A 20,149-nucleotide genomic window follows, 5' to 3' on the forward strand; every position below is an offset into this window, starting at 1 on the left:
ACCGTGAACAGCAGGTGAAGGATTGGTTCCACGTCCCGCAGGGGCCCGTTCCGAGTTGTCCGATGACTTAGCCAACCGCGCTCGGCACCATATGATGTGGCACATGCATCCCGCCGTCGCAGGCCTCATCGGGGCCTTCCTGGCCCTCGTGGTGGTGACGTTCGTCCTGCTGATCCGGCGGGGCCTTGCGCGTCGCCGGCTGCTGGAGTCCCAGGGTCGCGTCGAGGCCAGCGAGGAGCTGCGCATCTCGATGGACCTGCTCCACTCCGGCGCCATGCTGGTGGGGCCCCACGACGAGATCCTGCATGTCAACGAGCCTGGCGTCGTGCTCAACCTCGCGCGGGGGAGCCGCGTGGGGTTCGCCGCCCTGCTGGAGAAGATCCGGGAGGTCCGCGCCAGCGGCACCCTGTACCGCGGCCCCATCCGGCGGGAGATGCACCCCGGCGCCGAGGCCCTCGAACTGGAGGCGCGCGTCGCGCCCATGGGCGACGACCTGGTGCTCGTGATCGCCGACGACGAGTCGACGCAGCGCCGCGTCGAGGCCGTGCGCCGCGACTTCGTGGCCAACATCTCGCACGAACTCAAGACACCCATCGGTGCGCTCAGCGTGCTTGCGGAGGCCGTGGAAGCGGCCAGCGACGACCCCGACGCCGTGCAGCGGTTCGCCGGTCGCCTGCAGCATGAGTCGTCGCGGCTGGCGCAGCTGGTCAACCAGATCATCGACCTGTCACGCCTCCAGTCAGAAGACCCCATGCTCAGCCGCGAGATCGTCGACGTGCACGAGGTGGTCACGGAGGCGGTGAGCCGCTCCCGCGCCCGCGCGGAGAAGCGCGGCGTCAGCCTCATCGTCGCCCGCACGGCGCACACCTACGTCATCGGTGACAGGTGGCAACTGGCGGACGCCGTCAGCAACCTGGTGCAGAACGCCATCAACTACTCGGACGAGCAGGCCCGGGTGACGCTGAGCATCCTGCAGGTCACCGCGGAGGGGGACCGGTTCGTCGACATCAAGGTCTCCGACAACGGCATCGGCATCAGCGCGGAGGAGCAGGAGCGTATCTTCGAGCGCTTCTACCGCGTGGACTACGGCCGGTCGCGGGACGCTGGCGGCACCGGGCTGGGCCTCAGTATCGTTCGCCATATCGCCCTCGCCCACGGGGGATCCATCCGCGTGTGGTCCAGGCCCGGGCAGGGATCCACCTTCACCTTGAGACTTCCGGCCTATCTCGGGCCTGATCCACTAGACACCGCCCTGGCGGAGGAGGAATTTGCGCTGTGACCCGCATCCTGATCATCGAGGACGAGGACTCTTACCGCGACGCCACCAGCTTCATGCTCAGCAAGGAAGGCTTCGATGTCGCGACTGCGGCCGATGGCGCGGAAGGACTGGCTGAGTACGACAAGAACGGGGCCGACCTCGTGCTGCTCGACCTCATGATGCCGGGCATCCCGGGCGTCGAGGTCTGCCGTCAGCTGCGGGCCCGCGGTAACGTCGGGATCGTCATGGTCACGGCCCGCGACTCCGAGGTGGACAAGGTGGTGGGCCTCGAACTGGGTGCCGACGACTACGTCACCAAGCCGTTCAGCCACCGCGAGCTGGTGGCACGTATCCGGGCGGTGCTGCGCCGCGGCATGGACCAGGTGCTGCTGCCGGAGGTGGTGGAGGTGGAGGGCGTCCGCATCGACGTCGAGCGCCACCAGGTCACCGTCGACGGCGAGGACGTGCGGTTCGCGTTGCGTGAGTTCGAGCTCCTCGAACTGCTGGTGCGCAACGCGGGCCGGGTGATGACCCGCGGCCAGCTGATCGACCGGATCTGGGGCAGCGACTACGTAGGCGACACCAAGACCCTCGACGTGCACATCAAGCGGTTGCGTTCGAAGATCGAGAAGGACCCGTCCGAGCCGCGGCGTCTGATCACCGTGCGCGGGTTGGGCTACAAGTACGAGGGCTGACGCGGGTGCTGGGTTTGTAGCCGCCAGTGGACCCCCGTCCAGCACCGCACACCCAGAGGCGCTCGCTCACTGCTGACTTTGATGCCAAGTACGGCATCAAATCCAGCAGTACCGCGGTCCGAGGGGAGGTCAGCCGGCGTTGGAGAACGCCTCGGAGAAGTCCTCGTGCTCGGAGCTCATGACCGGCGTGTGGACCTTCAGGCTGCTGCCGCCGTCGAAGGTGACCGTGACCTCTGCCAGCCGACCCAGTTCCAGATCCGGGTTGGAGAAGGACGTCTCCGAACCATCGAGGTAGACGGAGTTGCCACGGGGGATCGACGCGGTGAAACCGATGTCGACCGGCTCGCCGTACTGCTCGAAGCCCTCCTCGGCGGCCACCGTGATGCCGGTCACCTCCGCGGCCTCGTCGCGGGAGTGGATGCCGCCGAGCAGCACCGCCTCACCCGCGTCGTCCGCCACGATGACGATGTTGCGGATCTTGTAGCCGTTGTCCTCCGCCTGCACGCCTGCGGCCGGCGGGGAATCCGGGACCCAGCCAGCGCGGGTGCAGGCGCTCATCGAAAAGGCGAGTGCTGCGGCGACGGTGATGGCCGCGAAACGGCGCACGGGCTTGGTCATGGGTCCTCCGGTCAGGGGCATGCGTGAGCACATAGTAACCAGTCTCCGCACCAGGTGCGACACTCTCGCCGTGTTCGCGGACCCCCGCCGTTACGGGCAGGCGCCCCGGGTGTATAGGGAGCCTGCTAGAATTGCCTGTGGAAAGGTGGTCTTCAAGATATGACTTTTTCGATCGGTGAGACGGTCGTCTACCCAAACCATGGAACGGCTGTCATCGAGGACATCGAAAACCGGACGATCAAGGGCGAGGACAAACTGTTCCTCGTTCTTCGTGTGCTCGGCCAAAACGATCTCGTGATTCGTGTCCCGTCCGACAACCTCGATCTCGTCGGCGTGCGCGACGTGGTCGATCAGGAAGGCCTTGAGCGGGTGTTCGATGTGCTCCGCGCAGAACACACCGAGGAACCGGCCAACTGGTCGCGTCGCTTCAAGGCGAACATGGAGAAGCTGCACTCCGGCAACGTGATCAAGGTGTCTGAGGTCGTCCGCGACCTGTGGCGTCGTGACCGCGACAAGGGGCTCTCCGCAGGCGAGAAGAGGATGCTGGCGAAGGCCCGCTCCATCCTGCTCGCTGAGCTCGCGCTCGCAGAAGATTGTGATGAGGAGAAGGCCGAGACGCTTCTCGACGAAGTGCTCGCTTCCTGATTCAGACAACCTTCGTGTCAAACACTCAAGTACCGGTCGTCGCCGTTGTGGTGGCGGCCGGTAGTGGTTCCCGGCTGGATGCGCCCGTGCCGAAGGCCCTCGTTGAACTCGAGGGTGTCTCCCTCGCGCGCCGCGCCGTGGATGCGTTGATCGACGGTGGGGTCACCGCCGTCGTCGTCACCATCCCGGCCGGCTTCGAAGCGGAGTTCGACCAGCAGCTCGACGGCGTGCCCGTCCCGGTGCGCTGCGTGCCGGGGGGCGCTTCGCGGCAGGAGTCGGTGGCCCACGGCCTCGCCGCCCTGGAAGCGCCCGCTGACGCCGTCGTCCTGGTGCACGATGCGGCCCGCGCGCTGGTGCCGCCCGCTGTTGTGCGGTCCGTGGCAGACGCCGTGGCCGGCGGCGCCGAGGCGGTCATCCCGGTGGTGCCCGTCGTCGATTCGGTGCGTCGCGTGGACGAGGACACCTCTGTCGTCGTGAACCGGGCCAGGCTCCGCGCCGTCCAGACTCCCCAGGGTGCGCGCCTGGGCGCCCTGCGTCACGCGCACGCCGCCGTCGCCGCCGAGGGCGTTGAAGTGACGGACGACGCGACGGTGTGCGAGTTCGCCGGCATGCACGTCTCCCTCGTGGCGGGCCACCGCGACGCGCTCAAGATCACCGAACCCACAGACCTCATCGTGGCCGCGGCCATTCTGCAGAACCGGAAGGACCACTGATGCGCGTCGGCATTGGTACTGATGTGCATCGGCTCGAGGAGGGGGTGCCGCTGTGGGTGGGCGGCCTCCACTTCCCGGATGAGCCGGCCGGGCTGGCCGGGCACTCCGACGGTGACGTCGCCGCGCACGCCGCGTGTGACGCGCTGTTCGGCGCCGCAGGGCTGGGCGACATGGGCTCCAATTTCGGCACGTCCGAGCCGGAGTGGGCCGGGGCCAGCGGTGTCGCCTTCCTGGCGGAGACCGCACGCAGGGTGCGCGCAGCAGGGTTCGAGATCGGCAACGTCTCCGTACAGATCATCGGCAACCGGCCCCGTTTCGCCGCTCGGCGCGCCGAGTCCCAAGCCGTGCTGACGGAGGCGCTGGGTGCCGCTGTGACCGTGACCGCCACCACCACCGACGGGTTGGGGCTGACGGGTCGCGGCGAAGGGGTCGCGGCCGTCGCGGTGGCCCTCCTCGCGTGAGCCCCGCGATAGGTAATCTTGCCGACGGTCCGACGAAGGAGAAGGCAATGACGTATGCAGGCAGACGCCTCGCGCTGACGGTGAGCGCGCTGGTGATGGTGGGGCTGGGTGCGGCCTGCACCGGCGCCGGGAGCGTCACCCCCACCGAGACCCCGGCGTCCACGCCGGCTGTCGCCACCTCGGAGCCCGCGCCACAGACCTCTGACGCTCCCGCGGCGTCGCCCACCGCGTCGGATTCCGTCGAGGACGTCCCGGACGACCTCTTCGAGGAACTCCCCATCGACAAGGCGCTCCTCCCCGTGGAGATCGGCGAGTTCGTCCTCGACACGGAACTCTCCTTCGACCAGGCCATCTACAGCCGGGGCGCCTTGGCCGAGGACACCTTCGAGAGCGTCACGGTCAACGCCACGGCCCCGCACCAGAATGCGGCGGATTACGCGTCGATCATGGAGGACGTCAAGGAGTTGGAGGCGGGCAAGGCCTACTGCGGCGTGCAGTCCGGCATGTCGGCCTGCGTCTTCGACAGCGCCAACCACGGCACCGTCCACGTCACCAGCCTGGACGCCGCGCCGGCAGACCTCGAGCCCATCATGGAGGCGGTCCGCCCCCTCCTCTGAGGAAAGGGCACAGTGAACTCCCGAAACGGAAGAGGGGCCGCGATGCTGCTGCATCGCGGCCCCTCTCTCTGTTCAGGTCAGAGACTGAAGAATCAGAGCTCGAAGCCCGGGTAGAGCGGGTGCAGGTTGAGCAGCCGCTCGGCTTCGGCGAGCGAGTTGTCGCGCGCCGCGTCGTCGAGTGCGTACTTCGCCTTGCTGGCAGCACCGGCCGAGGTGGTCGTCGGCTTGGTGGCCTTCAGCACGCCCGTGATCATGTCGGCGACGGCGTCCATGTCCGAGGCGGTGAAGCCGCGCGAGGTGAGGGCCGGGGTGCCGAGGCGCACGCCCGAGGTGTACCAGGCGCCGTTCGGGTCGTTGGGCACAGAGTTGCGGTTGGTGACGATGCCCGCGTCGAGCAGCGCGGCCTCGCCCTGGCGGCCGGTGAGGCCGAAGGCGGTGGTGTCGAGCAGCACGATGTGGTTGTCCGTGCCGTCCGTGACCAGCTTGCCGCCGCGCTTCATGAGGCCTTCGGCCAGCGCCTTGGCGTTGTCCGCCACGGCCTGCGCGTAGGTCTGGAATTCAGCGGTGCGGGCCTCGGCGAGCGCCACGGCCTTCGCGGCCATGACGTGCGACAGCGGGCCGCCGAGCACCAGCGGGCAGCCACGGTCCACCGACGGGGCGTACTCCGCCGTCGCCAGCACCATGCCGCCGCGCGGGCCGCGCAGCGACTTGTGCGTGGTGGTGGTCACGACGTCGGCGTAGGGGACCGGGTCCTCCTCGCCGGTGAACACCTTGCCGGCCACCAGGCCGGCGAAGTGGGCCATGTCGACCATGAGGACGGCGCCCACCTCGTCGGCGATGTCGCGCATCTTCGCGAAGTTGATGCGACGCGGGTAGGCGGAGTAACCGGCCACGAGCACGAGCGGCTTGAACTCCTTGGCCTGCGCGCGCAGGGCCTCGTAGTCGAGCAGGCCGGTCTCGGCGTCGGTGCCGTAGGAACGCTGGTGGAACATCTTGCCGGACACGTTCGGGCGGAAGCCGTGGGTGAGGTGGCCGCCGGCGTCGAGCGACATGCCCAGGAGGCGCTGGTCACCGAAGCGACGGCGCAGGGTCTCCCAGTCCGCCTCGCTCAGCTCCGCGACGCCCTTCACGCCGAACTCCTCCAGCGCGGGGGACTCGATCTTGTGCGCGAGGATGGCCCAGTAGGCGGTGAGGTTGGCGTCGATGCCGGAGTGGGGCTGCACGTAGGCGTACTCGGCCCCGAAGAGCTCACGGGCGTGCTCGGCGGCGACCGATTCAACGGTGTCGACGTTCTGGCAACCGGCGTAGAAGCGGTGACCGACGGTGCCCTCTGCGTACTTGTCGCTCATCCAGGTACCCATGGTGGCGAGCACGGGAAGGCTGGCGTAGTTCTCGGACGCGATGAGCTTCAGCGACGCGCGCTGGTCGGTGAGCTCCTGGCGCGTCGCCTGAGCGATGCGGGGCTCCACCTCCTCGATCATGCCCAACAGGGTCCGGTAGGCCGACGAGATCGATTCGAGATCGCTCACAGTTCTCCTTGGATTCAGGGGTGCGTGCTGCCCACTCTAGTGCCCGAGGTCCTGAACGGCCCATCCGTTACCCTTCACCCTGTGTCGGTGAACAGGCGTGGTGCGCTGGGGCTTTTTGCGCTGCTGGGGTTGAGCGGCTGTTCGTTCGAGCCCATCGAGTGGGTGGAGGGCACGCCGGAGGCAGTGGAGTCCGTTGATCCCACCGTCGAACTTCGGCCGGACTTCTTCATCCAGACCAGCGACAACGGCGTGAAGTCCATCGAGGAGGCCCGCACCGTGGGCCAGCGCATCTCGACGCCGCACTTCGACGCGCGGCTCGAGCAGGTGTTCCTGGGCACCGAGCTCGGCCAGCAGACCGCCATGCAGGTGCGGCGCCGCACTCCGCTGCGCGCGCCGGAGGGCCACCAGATCCTGGCGTTCACGCTGGCGGCGGGGGTCCCGTCGTTCCAACCCGACCCAGGGGCGGACCTCGCGCACCGGCTACGGGTGGGCGACGTCGCGTTCGACCTCGGGGCGCCGTTCGTGCGCCACACCATCAACGACGACGGCGAATACGACATCGACTGGACGCTCATCATGCTGTGCATCCCCGAGGGGGCGCCGGTGTTCCTCGACGTGACGGACCAGACGCGCACCGTGTCGCTCGACCTGCTCACCGGCGCCCCCGTCGAGGACGAGGCGTGGGCCGACACCACGGGTTTCCGGGAGCGGCATCTCATCGCGGTGGAGCCGGAGCGGCAGATCTTCGTGCACGACATCGTCAGCCTGCCGGACCCGTCACAGCAGATCGAGCAGGACGAGGCGCAGTTGGCGGTGGCGCTGGCGCCGAACCCGACAGCGAGCGTCCTGACGCCGTGGCTGCCCGGCCTCGGGTGGGCAACAGCCGGCATGCAGTGGCTCAGGCTGCGGCTCACGTTCGAACCCAGCCTCACCGACACCCGCTTCACCTACAGCTTCAGCGGCCCGGAGTCCTTCACGTTGGAGGACAGCGAGGGCGTCAACCACAAGGTGGTCGCGCCGGAGACCGTGGCGGCAGACGACATCGAGATGTCCACGACGGTGGACCTCATCTGGCAGTTGGCCGGACCGTACACCGGCGGCACCATGCGGTTCCAGCCGAAGGGGACCCTGCAGGCCCTCTACACCGGGGGAGTGACGGTCGCGGCGCAGTTCACCGCGACCCCGTCCCCGCTGCAGTTCGGGGTGCAGTTCACTGCCCGGGAACAGCCTCAGTGATGCCCGCGCGCTGCTGCGAGACCTCGTAGAGCGCGACGGACGCGGCCACGGACGCGTTGAGCGACTCCACCTCGCTGGCGATCGGGATCGACACCAACTGGTCGCAGTGGTCGCGCACCAGGCGCGCAAGCCCCTCGTCCTCGGAGCCCACCACGATCACCAGCGGCCCGTCGAGGCCGGCGGCGCCGCTGATCGGCACCTCGCCCTCGCCCGCGAGGCCGAGGATGGTGAACCCGGCCTTCGTCGCCTGCTCGAGCGTGCGGTTGAGATTGGTGGCCATCGCGATGGGCAGGCGTGCCGCGGCACCCGCGGACGTCTTCCACGCGGCGGCGGTCATCGACGCGGAACGCCGCGACGGGATGACCACCCCGACTGCGCCGAACGCCGCCGCCGAACGCACGATCGCGCCCAGGTTGCGGGGATCCGTGATGCCGTCGAGGGCCACGATGATGCCGTCCGCCTCGAACGCATCGGCGATGAGGTCCTGCGGGTCCGCGTACTCGTAAGCCGGCAGCTGCAGGGCGACGCCCTGGTGCACGAGGCCACCGCCGGTGACCCGGTCCAGCTCTGCGCGGGTGACCTGCAGCATGGGCAGGCCGCGGTCCGCCGCGAACTTCAGGATGTCGCGGAGGCGGTCGTCGCGCTCCGATCCCTCAGCCACGAAGGCCTGCTTCACGGGCATGCCGGCGAGCAGCGCCTCATAGACGGGGTTGCGTCCCACCACCCAATCGGCGCCCGCCGGCTTCTGGCGCGTGGTTTTCGACGGGGTGCGTCGCTGCGCGGACTGCTTGGCCTTGTACGCCTTGTGGTACGTGCGTTCCTCGGCCTTCGGCGTGGGGCCGCGGCCTTCGAGGGATCGGCGGATGCGGCCACCGGAGCCGGCGGCCTTGTTCTTGCCTTTGCTGGTCGCGCCGCGGCGCGAGGAGTTGCCTGCCATGAGCTTCTTTCGTCAGTTGTCGAGGTGCCACGTGGGCCCGGACGGGGTGTCTTCGATGGTGAGGCCGACGTTGCTCAGCGTGTCGCGGATGCTGTCGGCGGTTGCCCAGTCCTTCTCGGCCCGGGCCTTGGCCCGCTGTTCGAGGAGAGCGGCCACCAGGCCGTCGATGACCGGGGTGAGGTCTGCGTCGGTGCCCTGGCTGGCCCACTCCGGGGCGTCGGGGTGGATGCCGAAGACGTTCAGCATGCTATCCACGACGAGGGCGTAGAGCCTGGCGTTCTCCGTGTCGCCAGCGGCGATGGCCTGGTTGCCGGCGCGGATGGAGTCGAAGAGCGCGGCGGTGGCGGCGGGGGTGCCCAGATCGTCGTCCATCGCCTCCGTGAAGGCCTCGTACCCGGCGGCGTTCATCGGCGCGTAGGCGACGAACCCCTCCTCGGGCAGGAAGGCGCGGGAGCGTTCGACGAAGGAGTCGATGCGTTCGATGGCCTTCTCTGCCTCGGCCAGGGAGCCGCGGGTCTCGTCGTCGGCCGGGGAGAATTCGATGGTGGAGCGGTAGTGCGGCGAGAGCAGGAAGTAGCGCACGGCGCGCGGGTCGTAGGCCTTCGTGACCTCGGAGACCAGCGCGGTGTTGCCCAGCGACTTACTCATCTTCTCGCCGGCCATGGAGACCCAGGCGTTGTGCAGCCAGAAGCGCGCGAAGCCGCGCCCCGCGGCGGCCGACTGGGCCAGTTCGTTCTCGTGGTGCGGGAAGCGCAGGTCGATGCCGCCGCCGTGGATGTCGAAGGTGTCGCCCAGGTACTTGCCCGCCATGGCCGAGCACTCGATGTGCCAGCCGGGGCGGCCACGGCCCCACGGTGACGGCCAACTCGCGGTGAGCGGCTCGTCGGCCTTGTGGCCCTTCCAGAGTGCGAAGTCTCGCGGGTCGCGCTTGCCGCGCGGGTCCGCGTCGGCGGCGGCCTCCATCTGGTCGACCTTCTGGCCGGAGAGCTCGCCGTAGCGGGGCCAGCTCTTGACGTCGAAGTAGACGTCACCGGAGCTGTCAGCCGCGGGGTAGGCGTGGCCCTTGCCGATGAGTTCGGCGATGAGCTCGACCATCTCCGGGATGTGGCCCGTGGCGCGCGGCTCGTAGGTGGGGGGCTTGCAGCCGAGCGAGGCGTACGCGTCGTGCAGTTCGCGCTCGAAGTGGTACGCGTGCGCCCACCACTCGACGCCCTCCTCGGCGGACTTGGTGAGGATCTTGTCGTCGATGTCGGTGACGTTGGCCACCACGGTCACCTGGTAGCCCGTGTGCTCCAGCCAGCGGCGCAGGACGTCGAAGTTGACCTCCTTGCGGATGTGGCCCAGGTGGGGTGAGGCCTGGACGGTCAGGCCGCAGTGGTAGATCGACACTTTGCCGTCGACGAGGGGCACGAACTCGCGCACGGTTCGTGAGGCGGTGTCATACAGCTTCAGCGTCACAAGAGGGCAGTTTACCGGTCAGAGCCCCCGTCGATGCACTGTCGACGGGCACGCGCGGCGGCCAGCCCCGCTTCCTGTATGGTTGAAAATGTGAGTATCGACGTTCAGATCTGGTCCGACATCGCCTGCCCGTGGTGCTACATCGGCAAGCGCCGCTTCGAGAAGGCCCTTGCGGAGTTCCCGCAGCAGGACCTGGTCAACGTGACCTGGCGCTCCTACCAGCTCGATCCCGGCCTGCCCGAGCACGACCACCGCTCCGAGGTCGACTACCTCGTCGAGATGAAGGGCATCGCCCGTCCCCAGGTGGAGCAGATGCTCCAGCACGTCAAGGGCAACGCCGCGGGGGAGGGCCTCGACTACGACTTTGACGGCCTCGTCGTGGCCAACTCGCGTAAGGCGCACCGCCTGCTGCAGGCCGCCAAGGCCGCGGACCGGGCCGACGGCGACCACCGCACCGACACCCTCAAGGAAGCCCTCCTGGCGGCGCACTTCATCGACGGCGAGGACATCAGCGATGTCGAGGTGCTGACGCGGCTCGGGGCCGAAGCGGGCCTGGACCAGTCGGAGGCCCGCGCCGCCGTCGACTCCGCCGAGCTGGATCGCGCCGTCGAGGACGACATCATGGCGGCGCGTCAGATCGGGGTGCAGGGCGTGCCGTTCTTCGTCTTCGAGAACAAGTACGGCGTCTCCGGTGCGCAGCCGGCAGAGGTGTTCGCCCAGGTGCTGCAGACCGTGGCGTCGGAACAGACCCCCAGCCTCATCACCATCGAAGGCGAGGCGGGCGACGCCTGCGGCCCCGACGGCTGCTGACGGCCGATACCCCGCCGGGTTCCGGTCGCGTGGAACACTGGGGTCCATGACCACGCCTGAAGACCGCCAACGGCGACTCTGGGACACCACGGCCGCGCGCTACGACCAGATGGTCGCGCCGCTGGAGGGTCGTTTCATGGCCGCCAGCCGCCGCTGGGTGGGTGAGCGTGCCGTGGGCGAGACCCTCGAGGTCGCCATCGGCACCGGGCTCAACCTCCCGCACTACCCCGACGACATCACCGTCACCGGCCTCGACATCAGCGCCCCCATGCTCGACGAGGCCCGCGCCCGTGCAGCACGCACCGGCCGCGAAGTCACGCTCGTGGAGGGCGACGCGCAGGACCTCCCGTTCGCCGACGGCACCTTCGACACCGTCGTGTCCACGTTCGCCATGTGCGGGGTGGGCGACGACGACCGTGCCCTCGCGGAGTTGGTCCGGGTGGTCCGCCCGAACGGCCGGATCCTGCTGGCAGACCACATCGTCTCCACCAACCCGGTTCTGCACGCGCTCCAGTTGGCTCTGGAGGCGGTGACCAAACGCACCAACGGCGAGTACTGGACGCGGCGGCCGCTGCCGAAGCTGGAGCGCATGAGCGGGGTCCAGATCGTCGACAGCGGTCGCAGTCACGTGGGCATGATCGAGCACCTGCACGCCCGCAGGTCCTGACGGGCGGCGCGGGCCTCAGCTCATCGGGTCAGCTCATCGAGGAGACGAGGGTGGTCGTCACCTGGTGCACATCGGCGACCGGAGTGTTGAACCCCATCACCATCGTGTGCCCGTATTTGGCCGACTTGAAGACGCAGACGTATTCGCCGGAGTCCGGAATGGTGCCGCACACGGCTGCGCCCAGCGTCGTCGAGTCCTGGAGCCCGAGGCGCCACATCTCGACGCCCATGTCCAGGTTGCCGAAAGCCACCACTCCCACGCCCGTCTCGGCGGCGAGATTGCGGGAGTAGATGATGGCGCCGTCCGCTTCGTAGGCCGTCATCGTGCCGATCCTGGCGGGGACGTCGGCCAGGTCGATGGGTGTCGGGGTGAAGTTCTCGAGGTCGGGCGAGACGGGCGTGACGGGCTGGGGGAGCGGCTGGACGGGGCCGAAGCGCACCATCGAGTTGAAGATCCACTGCTTCTGCCACGCAAAGCCCCCGGGGGTCTTCGCGATGACGTCGGCCTCGATGTAGGAGCGGCAACCGCCCCGGCCTGTGGTGGCGGTGTCGCACTCCGTGCGCCAGTTCCGTCCGCCGCTGACGAAGCCGTTCATGTTGTGGCTGGCGAGGGGGTTGCCCGCCCACGTCTCCCTGGGCGATTGCAGGTATGTCAGGTTGTTGAAGGCCCAGCCGGTGTTCTGGACGAACCTCCCAGCCGAGTAGGTGACCACCGTCGCCTTGATCTCGGTGCGACAGCGATGCGTGATCGAGTACGGCTCGCACTGCGTGCGCCATTCGCGGCCGTTGACATAGTGGTAACCCTCCGTCGAGTAGATGTCGACGTCCGCCGAGGCTGTGGGCGCGACGGTCATTGCCCCCGCCGTGCCCAGCAGCGCAGCGAGCGCGACACGGATGACCTTTTTCATGTGTGATCCTTCCTTCTGGCCTCGTCGTTGAGGCTTATGAGGACACTATCGGGCCACGATCAGGCCGGAGACGACGGGGTGGTGATTCCCCGAACGGATGACGGCCCCGAGCGGGAAGCTCGGGGCCGTCATCGATAGAGGAAGGGTCAGGGCAGTTGGGCGTCGACCGCCGCGGTGACCTCATGGAGTTCGGCCTGCGTGGCGCTCTCCGCGATCACCAGCACGACGCCGTACTTCTGCGTGGTCAGCACGCACGCCTCCATCGTGAACGGCTCGCCACTGTCCTCGTCGATATCAGAGATCGTGCCGCACGTGGCGCCACCGACCTTCTCGAGGTTGGTCATGTCGCCGATGAAGTAGGCCTCGCCGCCTTCGACCTCTCCGACGGCCACAGCCATGACCAGCGCGTAGCGCGTGCCGGATTCCTTGTCGTAGAAGATCATGCCGTCGACCGCCGTCTTCTCCCAGCCGGCGATCGCGGGCGCATCGCTCGCCGAGATCGGGATCTCCTGGGGGTCGGTGGGCGCCGGGGCGGTGGTGCTGAAGCGGACCATCGAGTTGAAGACCCACTGCGTCTGCCACGTGAAGCCGCTCGCGGTCTTGGCGATCACGTCAGCCTGGATGTAGGAGCGGCACCCGCCCTGGCCGGTGGTGGCCGTGTTGCATTCGGTGCGCCAGTTGCGGCCGCCGCTGACGAACCCGTTCATGTTGTGCGTGGCGAGAGGGTTGCCCTTCCACGTCGCCACCGGCGCTGGCAGGTAGGTCAGGTTGTTGAACACCCAGCCGTTCTTCTGCACGAACTTGGCGCCGTCCCAGGACACGACGGTGGCCATGATCTCGGTGCGACAGCGCTTGGTGACCGAGTACGGCTCGCAGGTGGTCCTCCACTGGCGGCCGTTGACGGTGTGCTCGCCGGGCGTCGAGTAGACGTCGACGGGCTCGGCCGAAGCGTTCGGGGCCAGCACCACGGCGCCGGTGACGGCGAGGAGCGCCGCCAGGGCCACACGGACGGTCTTGAACATAGTTGGGTCCTCCCAAGATCGTGACCCCGACGCCGGGGTGTGCGCCGAACGATACCGCCCGGCGGTGGGACCGCGCCTCGGGGCTGGGTAATGAACCCAGCGGCAAAGCCCCGATCCGATCAATGCCGACGAACCATCGCCAAACGGGAAACAGGAAAGGTACATTGCTGTTTTTCGGTGGGGGACGATATGGGATTCCTGGACAAGCTCGGCGACCTGTGGCAGCGCGAGTCACGCACCGTCGTGCACGGATGGATCGCGCAGGACGACAGCACTTACGGACCCGAAGACGAGGGGCGCTATTACCTGTCCGTCAGCTGCGCAGACCTGGGGCTCCGATTCGACCGCCAGCGACTGGGTGAGCGCCGCCCCGTGTTGCAGTCGATGGTGACCTGGCCAAGCCAGGACGAACGCATCCCCGTATCCACCACCCTCGGGCCTTCCAGCTTCACCTCCCTCAACAACGGCGACTTCGCGCACCTCATCCACGAGAACGTGGCGCTCACGGGTGACCTCCCCATGAACTCCGACGCGATCAGCATCGTCGTCGGTCTGATGGCGGCCCCGGGGGAAGGACTGCTCGACCTTGCCACCGAATTTCTCGGCGACCTGGCGTCCCTGACCCAGGTCCCTCAACTCACGGCCGCTGCGCCGATCGCCACCAAGATCGCGAACGGTGTCGACAAGCTTCTCGGCACCGATGAGACGATCGGGCTCATCGCCCTGCAGATGTCGATCCAGGCCGACGCGCTGCGTGAAGGCTACGTGGTGGTGACGGATTGGCCGACCGATGAAGGCTCGCTCGACCGTCTCGCGATCGATGGTTCACGGCTCATGATGCATGATGGCGATGACTGGGTTCCGGCCCGGGGCTTCAACTATCTGGTGCTTGACGTGCAGGTGACCCCGTCGCGACCCAAGCGCTGGCGCGAGCTGACGGCGATTGCCGGCCTCGCCGAAACGGCCCTCTCCCAACTGGCGAAGGCGACCTCACCCGAGGACGTTGAGGCTGCCGGCAGCGCAATCCAAGTGGCCATGAGCACCGTCCTCTTCGAACCGAACCTCACCGTCACCGACCGCGACGCCGCCGCAGATCAGATTCAGGAGATGTGGGACAAGGCGGTCACCCGTCGTAATGCGGTGCTGTCAAAGGACGCGGCGACGCAGCCTGACCGCGGAGCGGCCGACGAGGCGGAGCTCGACTCCGGCGAGCGCGTCCCGGGGAAGCAACTCGACCGCGTCCGGCTGTCCAGCATGGTCTCGGCCGGCGACCGCGTCACCTCCAGGCTGAAGATGCTGCGCACCGAGGCGCGATAGGCAGTCGCTGGGAGCGGAAGCCTGAACGGCGCCAGCGGTTACTTCTGCTTCTTCTTGGCAGCCTTCGCCCGCAGGGCGTTGATGTCGAACGTGGCGGCCAACTCCAGGTCTGGAGCGTTCGCGCTGTCCTCCCACGGGTCGTACGGCTTCTCCTCGTTGTCGTCGACGAAGCCGTGGGACGGGTCGTACTTGTTGGCCAGTTCACCGCCCACCATCTGAAGGTCACCGAGCTGCTCGTCGGGCAGGGTGGTGAGGATCTCGTGGATGTATCCGGAAGCTGCATCCGCCGTCGGCACCTCGCGGTTCTCCCGCTGCGACTGGTACCAGCGGTAGTCGAGCACCTCGTGGAAGAACTGGGCGGCGTCGCGCTTGCTCCGGAGATCTGCAGGGATCCGGTTGATGGCCGGCTCGAACACCTCGACGAGCCACTTGTGCGCGGCCACGGACTCGGCCATGTTCGGGGCCTTCTTGGCGCGGAAGGTGTCCATGTCGTTGAGGAGCCGGCGCGCCTGGTGCTCCTCGGCGTCGAGGCCTGTGAGGCGCATCAGCCGACGGGTGTGGTGGCCCGCCTCCACCACCTTCGGCCGCATCCGGATGGTGCCGCCGTCCGCGGAGGCGTCGACGTCGATCTCCGCCACATCGAACCCCAGGGCGTTCAGGCGGCGGACGCGCCCCTCGAGGCGGTACAGCTCGGACTCGTCGAACTCCTCGACGCCCGTGAGCTCCACCCAGAGCTGGTGGTAGCGGTCCTCGATGGTCTTCACGAGCCACTCCGGGTCCAGCGAGGGGTCGAGGATGCCGCCCGCTTCCAGGTCGAGGAACTCGCCGAAGAGGTTGGTGCGCGCGATCTGCAGGTCGTGGGCGCGCTGGCCGTCCGTGAGCTGGTCGTGCAGCTCGCCCGTCTCGGCGTCCACCAGGTAGGCGGCGAACTCGCCCGCGTCGCGCCGGAAGAGGATGTTCGACAGCGACACGTCGCCCCAGTAGAAGCCGGTGAGGTGCAGGCGGGCGAACAGGACGACCATCGCATCGAGCAGCCGGTTGACGGTCTCGTGCTTGACGCCGTGGTAGAAGAGCGAACGGTACGGCAGGGAGAACGGGAGGTGGCGCGTCAGGAGGATGGGGTCCAGAGGGTCGCCGTTGGGGTCCACCCGGCCGAGGACCACGCCCACCGGGTCCACCGACGGCACCTTCAGCCGCTTCAGCTCGGTGAGCAGGCGGTACTCCTGCACCGCCACCTCTTCGAGGATCTCCTTCGCGGCGAAGATCTCGTCGCCCACCTGGAGGAACCGCACCACGTGCCGGGAGATACCGCGCGGCAGCGCGACGAGGTGTTGGGCCGGCCAATCGGTCAGCGGCACCTGCCACGGGAGCCGCAGCAGGTCGGCGTCGGGCCTGGCAGCGAGGAATCTGGGCACACGCCCAGCCTACTGGGTCGGTCCCTCGATGCAGCTCGCCTGATCCTCGCGGGACCTCCGACGTGGAGGGTCTACGCCAGGGTTGCGAGCACCGCGGCCGCGTACGCGTTCTCGGCGTCCGGGTCGCGGTGGGTGCTGCCATCGGCCAACTCGACGACGAACTCACGGCCCTCCCTGCGCAGGGTGACGAACGTGTCGTCCAGCGCCATCCGCAACTGGTTCTCGTCCGGCAGCCACACCGTCGCCGACTGGGGCACCGAATCCAGGGCCCACTCGGTGGTGCCGTTGAACGCGAACAGAGTGCCGGTCTCCAGGGGGCGGGCCTCGATGACCATGTCCGCCAGGTAGAAGACGTCGTCGATCATCTCCGTGCGCGTCACGGCGAACCGGTCCCCGGGGCTGGGCACCCAGGCCAGCCCCGCGTCGCGGAGGGCCAGCGCCAGCGTGAGGCTGATCATGTCGCCCTGTCGAGCGCGCGGGTGGCGACGGCCACCAGGTCGTCGCGCCCCTCCACGCCCACGCTGATCCGCAGCAGCCCGTCGGAGATGCCTGCCGTTTCCCGCGCCTCCTCGGTCATGCCGGCGTGGGTCATGGACGCCGGGTGGCAGATGAGTGACTCCACGCCGCCCAGCGACTCCGCAAGGTGGAAGATCTCCAGCCCGTCGAGGAACCGTTCGACGGCGGCCCGGCCGCCCGCCAGCTCGACGCTGATGAGCGAACCGAAGCCGGATTGCTGCGCCTTGGCCACCTCGTGGCCCGGGTGCGACGGCAGTCCAGGCCAGTAGAGGGTGCCGACGGCCGGGTGGTCCTGGATGGCGTCGACAAGGGCCGCTGCGTTCTCGCCGTGGATCCGGAGGCGGGCGTCGAGGGTGCGGAGCCCGCGGAGGGTGAGGAAGGCGTCGAACGCGCTGGAGGTGAGGCCCAGCGCGTTGGCCCACTGGCGCAGCTTCTCGTGGTGCTCCGGGGTGGCCGCGACGACGGCGCCGCCCACCACGTCGGAATGGCCGTTGATGAACTTGGTGGTGGAGTGCAGCACCAGATCCGCGCCGTGCTCGAGCGGGCGCTGCAGGAGGGGGGAGAGGAACGTATTGTCCACGGCCACCAGGGCGCCGGCGGCGTGCGCGAGGTCCGCGGTGCGGCGGATGTCGGTGATGCGCAGCAGCGGGTTGGACGGGGTCTCGATCCAGACCATGGCCGCACCGCCGTCGAGCGCGGCGGCGAACGCGTCGTCGTCGTTGAAGTCGACGAAGGTCACGTCCAGCCGGCCCTGCGAGGCGAGGAAGGTGAACAGGCGCCAGGTGCCGCCGTACGCGTCATGCTGGACGACGACCCTGCCCCCCGTCGGTACGAACGCCTCGGCGATCAACGTGACGCCGGCCAGCCCGGTGGCCACCGTCGTGGCACCTGCGCCGCCCTCGAGCGTGTTGATGGCGTCGTTGAGCAGGTCCCTGGTGGGGTTGCCGGAGCGGGAGTAGTCGTATTCGCGGGCCCGGCCCAACTCCTCGAACGCGTAGTTCGACGACAGGTAGAGCGGTGGGACGACGGCGCCGTAGGTGGGGTCGACGCCCAGGCCGGTGCGCACCGCCTCGGTCCAGCGGGAGAAGTTGGTCATTCCACTCGGCCTTTCTGCAAACTGTCCCCCAAGATATCCCGACGGGGCCGCTGCGCTGCTCGCTGCCCGCGGTAGTTCGCTGTCAGGTGAGGACCCCAGGGAACGGGAAAGGGCCCCGGCGACGCCGGGGCCCTTCCACGAGTGATCGAGCGATCAGGAGATGCGCTCTTCGGTGCGGTCGCTGAACACGTGGAGCTGGTCAGCCGGTGCGGTGAGGCGCACGGTCTGGCCCTTCTCCGGGGCGGTGCGGGCACCGACGCGGGCGACGAACTGCTGGGCGTTGACGATCTCGTCGTCGGAGAGCCCGGCCAGGGTGCCGTACAGGTAGGAGTCGGCGCCGAGTTCCTCGACCACCGCGACGTCGAGACCGATGCCCTCCTGGGCGACGCTGAAGGCCTCCGGGCGGATGCCGACGGTGAGGGTTTCTTCGCCCTCAGCGCGGGCCAGGACCTCACGGGGGACGCGCACGATGTAGTCGCCGACCTGGACGCCGTCTTCGACGCGCCTGCCGGAGATCAGGTTCATGGCGGGGGAGCCGATGAAGCCTGCCACGAAGAGGTTCTTCGGGTTGTCGTACAGCGCCAGCGGGGAATCGACCTGCTGCAGGATGCCGTCCTTCATGACCGCAACGCGGTCACCCATCGTCATGGCCTCGATCTGGTCGTGGGTGACGTAGACGGTGGTGACGCCCAGGCGCTGCTGGAGAGCGGCGATCTGGGTGCGGGTCTGCACGCGCAGCTTGGCGTCGAGGTTCGACAGCGGCTCGTCCATGAGGAAGACCTGCGGGTTACGCACGATGGCGCGGCCCATGGCGACGCGCTGACGCTGGCCACCCGAGAGGGCCTTCGGCTTGCGGGAGAGGAAGTCTTCGAGGCCCAGCAGGTGAGCGGCTTCCTGGACGCGCTTCTGGCGCTCTTCCTTGGGGACGTTCTGCATCTTCAGAGCGAAGCCCATGTTGTCCGCCACAGTCATGTGGGGGTACAGGGCGTAGTTCTGGAAGACCATCGCGATGTCGCGATCCTTCGGCGGGAGATCCGTGACGTCACGGTCGCCGATGAAGATGGAGCCCGAGTTGACCTCTTCGAGGCCGGCGAGCATACGCAGTGAGGTCGACTTGCCACAGCCCGAGGGGCCGACGAGGACCATGAATTCGCCGTCCTCGATCTCGAGGTTCAGCTTGTTGACCGCTGCGCGGTCCGAGCCGGGGTAAACACGGGAGGCATCCCGGTAACTAACGGTGGCCATGCCACTTGTCCTTTCCACGGGCAGGTACGTGCCCGACGATCCGTTGTGGATTGGAACCCTAAGTATTTAGGTTTTCCTGAGCCGGACTTTACACCTTCCGGACTGATCGCCAACAGCGGGGTTCGCTTGTTGGTCGTAACAAACTGGTCACGATCGGCCGCTGGATCGATCAAACGCAGCGGCGTCCACGGCGGGGCACGGTGGGGGCGTTTCACGTAGGCTTCACCCCGTGATCGACGAGCCGAAGTCCTCGGAAGAGCCCCGAACCGAGCAGTGGTGGCAGGACCAGGGCATGCCTTGGCGCAAGGAGCCGGGGCGGGCCGACTACTGGTGCCTGGGCTGGTTCGGCTTCATCGGCCTGTTCTCGCTCGTCCTGCTGCCAACTAGGGCGTGGCTGATCACCGCCGCCCCGGACTGGCTGGCCATGCTGACCGGCGGTCGGACCGCCGTCGCCGTCAGCGGTGCCTTGGGTTCGCAGGGCGACATGCCGCACTGGCCCGTCGTGCTCCTGGTCGCCTCGATCTTCAGCCTCAAATTCGACTGGGTCTACTGGTGGGCGGGCAAGCTCTGGGGGCGGGGCATCATCGAGGTGTGGGCCGGCCAGTCCAAGCGTGCGCGGAGGAATTACGAGCGCGCGGAGCGCTGGGCGGAGAAGTTAGGCCCCCTCGGTTTCCTGGTGGCCTATTTCCCGATCCCCCTGCCACTGATGCAGGTGGTGTTCGTCCTGTCCGGCGCCACCAACATGAGCCTGCGGCGGTTCCTCGTCTACGACTACATCGCCTCCACGCTGTGGCTGGTCCTGTACTTCTGGCTGGGGTGGCGCTTCGGCGCTCCCATCGTCGACGTCCTGGAGCTCTACGCCCGGATAGCGATGTGGGTGGCGCTCGGGCTCATCGTCTTTGTGATTTTCACGAGTGTGCTCGCCCAGCGGCGTCGTGCCAAGCCCAATTCGGGTGAAGGCGCTTGAGAACCGGCTAAGGAGTGGAA

General features: G+C 68.1%; 21 protein-coding genes. 11 read left to right on the forward strand and 10 right to left on the reverse strand.

Features of this window, described 5'->3' with window-relative positions; translation table 11 throughout:
* Positions 1-103: 103 nt before the first annotated feature.
* Positions 104-1,279 (forward strand): sensor histidine kinase, encoded by a 1,176-nt coding sequence (locus ACZK4S_RS12505; RefSeq protein ID WP_463644484.1) that lies wholly within the window; start codon positions 104-106, stop codon positions 1,277-1,279.
* Complete coding sequence (locus ACZK4S_RS12510) at positions 1,276-1,953, forward strand: response regulator (RefSeq protein WP_076063824.1); 678 nt, start codon at positions 1,276-1,278, stop codon at positions 1,951-1,953. Before ACZK4S_RS12505 ends, ACZK4S_RS12510 begins: the two co-directional genes overlap by 4 nt.
* A 129-nt stretch (positions 1,954-2,082) precedes the next feature.
* Here ACZK4S_RS12510 and ACZK4S_RS12515 read toward each other — a convergent pair whose 3' ends face one another.
* Entirely contained in the window at positions 2,083-2,571 is a 489-nt protein-coding gene (locus ACZK4S_RS12515) for a hypothetical protein (protein WP_463644485.1), read from the reverse strand.
* Positions 2,572-2,730: 159 nt separating this feature from the next.
* On the opposite strand from ACZK4S_RS12515, the gene ACZK4S_RS12520 reads away from it, so the two are divergent.
* The 4 genes from ACZK4S_RS12520 to ACZK4S_RS12535 are packed head-to-tail and all read left to right on the forward strand — an operon-like array spanning position 2,731 to position 5,007.
* Positions 2,731-3,216 carry a CarD family transcriptional regulator gene (locus ACZK4S_RS12520; protein WP_076063820.1) on the forward strand — a complete coding sequence of 162 codons (486 nt, stop codon included), beginning with the start codon at positions 2,731-2,733 and terminating at the stop codon, positions 3,214-3,216.
* Positions 3,217-3,230: 14 nt separating this feature from the next.
* A complete protein-coding gene (ispD, locus tag ACZK4S_RS12525) occupies positions 3,231-3,929 on the forward strand; it encodes a 2-C-methyl-D-erythritol 4-phosphate cytidylyltransferase (protein ID WP_463644486.1) in 699 nt (232 codons plus the stop codon).
* Positions 3,929-4,390: a 2-C-methyl-D-erythritol 2,4-cyclodiphosphate synthase gene (gene ispF, locus ACZK4S_RS12530; RefSeq protein ID WP_076063816.1), complete on the forward strand. Its 462-nt coding sequence runs from the start codon at positions 3,929-3,931 to the stop codon at positions 4,388-4,390. The genes ispD and ispF overlap by 1 nt, the downstream gene beginning before the upstream one ends.
* Before the next feature lie 47 nt (positions 4,391-4,437).
* Positions 4,438-5,007 carry a hypothetical protein gene (locus ACZK4S_RS12535; protein WP_076063814.1) on the forward strand — a complete coding sequence of 190 codons (570 nt, stop codon included), beginning with the start codon at positions 4,438-4,440 and terminating at the stop codon, positions 5,005-5,007.
* A gap of 92 nt (positions 5,008-5,099) precedes the next feature.
* Here ACZK4S_RS12535 and ACZK4S_RS12540 read toward each other — a convergent pair whose 3' ends face one another.
* Entirely contained in the window at positions 5,100-6,536 is a 1,437-nt protein-coding gene (locus ACZK4S_RS12540; RefSeq protein WP_463644487.1) for a glycine hydroxymethyltransferase, read from the reverse strand.
* 87 nt (positions 6,537-6,623) lie between these two features.
* On the opposite strand from ACZK4S_RS12540, the gene ACZK4S_RS12545 reads away from it, so the two are divergent.
* A complete protein-coding gene (locus tag ACZK4S_RS12545; protein ID WP_463644488.1) occupies positions 6,624-7,772 on the forward strand; it encodes a hypothetical protein in 1,149 nt (382 codons plus the stop codon).
* Here ACZK4S_RS12545 and rlmB read toward each other — a convergent pair.
* Both rlmB and cysS read right to left on the reverse strand, forming a co-directional pair.
* Positions 7,747-8,709, reverse strand: a complete 963-nt coding sequence (gene rlmB / locus ACZK4S_RS12550; protein ID WP_076063807.1) for a 23S rRNA (guanosine(2251)-2'-O)-methyltransferase RlmB — start codon at positions 8,707-8,709, stop codon at positions 7,747-7,749. The genes ACZK4S_RS12545 and rlmB overlap by 26 nt on opposite strands.
* Before the next feature lie 12 nt (positions 8,710-8,721).
* Positions 8,722-10,167: a cysteine--tRNA ligase gene (gene cysS, locus ACZK4S_RS12555; RefSeq protein WP_463644489.1), complete on the reverse strand. Its 1,446-nt coding sequence runs from the start codon at positions 10,165-10,167 to the stop codon at positions 8,722-8,724.
* A 90-nt stretch (positions 10,168-10,257) separates the two neighbouring features.
* On the opposite strand from cysS, the gene ACZK4S_RS12560 reads away from it, so the two are divergent.
* Both ACZK4S_RS12560 and ACZK4S_RS12565 read left to right on the forward strand, forming a co-directional pair.
* On the forward strand, positions 10,258-10,977 hold the full coding sequence (locus ACZK4S_RS12560) for a DsbA family oxidoreductase (protein WP_463644490.1): 720 nt from the start codon (positions 10,258-10,260) through the stop codon (positions 10,975-10,977).
* Positions 10,978-11,023: 46 nt separating this feature from the next.
* Positions 11,024-11,644 carry a class I SAM-dependent methyltransferase gene (locus ACZK4S_RS12565; RefSeq protein ID WP_463644491.1) on the forward strand — a complete coding sequence of 207 codons (621 nt, stop codon included), beginning with the start codon at positions 11,024-11,026 and terminating at the stop codon, positions 11,642-11,644.
* Positions 11,645-11,672: 28 nt separating this feature from the next.
* Here the strand turns inward: ACZK4S_RS12565 and ACZK4S_RS12570 are convergent, their stop codons facing one another.
* Both ACZK4S_RS12570 and ACZK4S_RS12575 read right to left on the reverse strand, forming a co-directional pair.
* Positions 11,673-12,551 (reverse strand): hypothetical protein, encoded by an 879-nt coding sequence (locus tag ACZK4S_RS12570; protein ID WP_463644492.1) that lies wholly within the window; start codon positions 12,549-12,551, stop codon positions 11,673-11,675.
* Positions 12,552-12,697: 146 nt separating this feature from the next.
* Positions 12,698-13,573 (reverse strand): hypothetical protein, encoded by an 876-nt coding sequence (locus tag ACZK4S_RS12575; RefSeq protein ID WP_463644493.1) that lies wholly within the window; start codon positions 13,571-13,573, stop codon positions 12,698-12,700.
* 189 nt (positions 13,574-13,762) lie between these two features.
* On the opposite strand from ACZK4S_RS12575, the gene ACZK4S_RS12580 reads away from it, so the two are divergent.
* Complete coding sequence (locus ACZK4S_RS12580; RefSeq protein WP_463644494.1) at positions 13,763-14,890, forward strand: DUF305 domain-containing protein; 1,128 nt, start codon at positions 13,763-13,765, stop codon at positions 14,888-14,890.
* A gap of 38 nt (positions 14,891-14,928) precedes the next feature.
* Here ACZK4S_RS12580 and ACZK4S_RS12585 read toward each other — a convergent pair whose 3' ends face one another.
* From ACZK4S_RS12585 to ACZK4S_RS12600, 4 genes are all read right to left on the reverse strand, one after another.
* The gene (locus ACZK4S_RS12585) at positions 14,929-16,305 is read right to left on the reverse strand and encodes a DUF4032 domain-containing protein (RefSeq protein ID WP_459397022.1); all 1,377 of its coding nucleotides are present in this window, start codon (positions 16,303-16,305) and stop codon (positions 14,929-14,931) included.
* A 71-nt stretch (positions 16,306-16,376) separates the two neighbouring features.
* Positions 16,377-16,763, reverse strand: a complete 387-nt coding sequence (locus ACZK4S_RS12590; protein WP_463644495.1) for a pilus assembly protein CpaE — start codon at positions 16,761-16,763, stop codon at positions 16,377-16,379.
* Entirely contained in the window at positions 16,760-17,917 is a 1,158-nt protein-coding gene (gene metB / locus ACZK4S_RS12595) for a cystathionine gamma-synthase (protein ID WP_463644496.1), read from the reverse strand. The genes ACZK4S_RS12590 and metB overlap by 4 nt, the downstream gene beginning before the upstream one ends.
* A gap of 153 nt (positions 17,918-18,070) precedes the next feature.
* Positions 18,071-19,162 (reverse strand): ABC transporter ATP-binding protein, encoded by a 1,092-nt coding sequence (locus ACZK4S_RS12600; RefSeq protein WP_459397025.1) that lies wholly within the window; start codon positions 19,160-19,162, stop codon positions 18,071-18,073.
* A 229-nt stretch (positions 19,163-19,391) separates the two neighbouring features.
* On the opposite strand from ACZK4S_RS12600, the gene ACZK4S_RS12605 reads away from it, so the two are divergent.
* Positions 19,392-20,129: a DedA family protein gene (locus ACZK4S_RS12605; RefSeq protein WP_463644497.1), complete on the forward strand. Its 738-nt coding sequence runs from the start codon at positions 19,392-19,394 to the stop codon at positions 20,127-20,129.
* Positions 20,130-20,149: the final 20 nt, after the last annotated feature.

This window comes from Tessaracoccus zhenghani (genome assembly GCF_055326325.1).

Excerpts from the sequence above, each read along its gene's own strand:
- ACZK4S_RS12505 (WP_463644484.1), top strand. The coding sequence starts at position 104 with ATGCATCCCGCCGTCGCAGGCCTCATCGGGGCCTTCCTGGCCCTCGTG.
- ACZK4S_RS12515 (WP_463644485.1), bottom strand. The coding sequence starts at position 2,571 with ATGACCAAGCCCGTGCGCCGTTTCGCGGCCATCACCGTCGCCGCAGCA.
- ACZK4S_RS12520 (WP_076063820.1), top strand. The coding sequence starts at position 2,731 with ATGACTTTTTCGATCGGTGAGACGGTCGTCTACCCAAACCATGGAACG.
- ispF (WP_076063816.1), top strand. The coding sequence starts at position 3,929 with ATGCGCGTCGGCATTGGTACTGATGTGCATCGGCTCGAGGAGGGGGTG.
- ACZK4S_RS12535 (WP_076063814.1), top strand. The coding sequence starts at position 4,438 with ATGACGTATGCAGGCAGACGCCTCGCGCTGACGGTGAGCGCGCTGGTG.
- rlmB (WP_076063807.1), bottom strand. The coding sequence starts at position 8,709 with ATGGCAGGCAACTCCTCGCGCCGCGGCGCGACCAGCAAAGGCAAGAAC.
- ACZK4S_RS12565 (WP_463644491.1), top strand. The coding sequence starts at position 11,024 with ATGACCACGCCTGAAGACCGCCAACGGCGACTCTGGGACACCACGGCC.
- ACZK4S_RS12570 (WP_463644492.1), bottom strand. The coding sequence starts at position 12,551 with ATGAAAAAGGTCATCCGTGTCGCGCTCGCTGCGCTGCTGGGCACGGCG.
- ACZK4S_RS12575 (WP_463644493.1), bottom strand. The coding sequence starts at position 13,573 with ATGTTCAAGACCGTCCGTGTGGCCCTGGCGGCGCTCCTCGCCGTCACC.
- ACZK4S_RS12580 (WP_463644494.1), top strand. The coding sequence starts at position 13,763 with ATGGGATTCCTGGACAAGCTCGGCGACCTGTGGCAGCGCGAGTCACGC.
- ACZK4S_RS12590 (WP_463644495.1), bottom strand. The coding sequence starts at position 16,763 with ATGATCAGCCTCACGCTGGCGCTGGCCCTCCGCGACGCGGGGCTGGCC.
- metB (WP_463644496.1), bottom strand. The coding sequence starts at position 17,917 with ATGACCAACTTCTCCCGCTGGACCGAGGCGGTGCGCACCGGCCTGGGC.
- ACZK4S_RS12600 (WP_459397025.1), bottom strand. The coding sequence starts at position 19,162 with ATGGCCACCGTTAGTTACCGGGATGCCTCCCGTGTTTACCCCGGCTCG.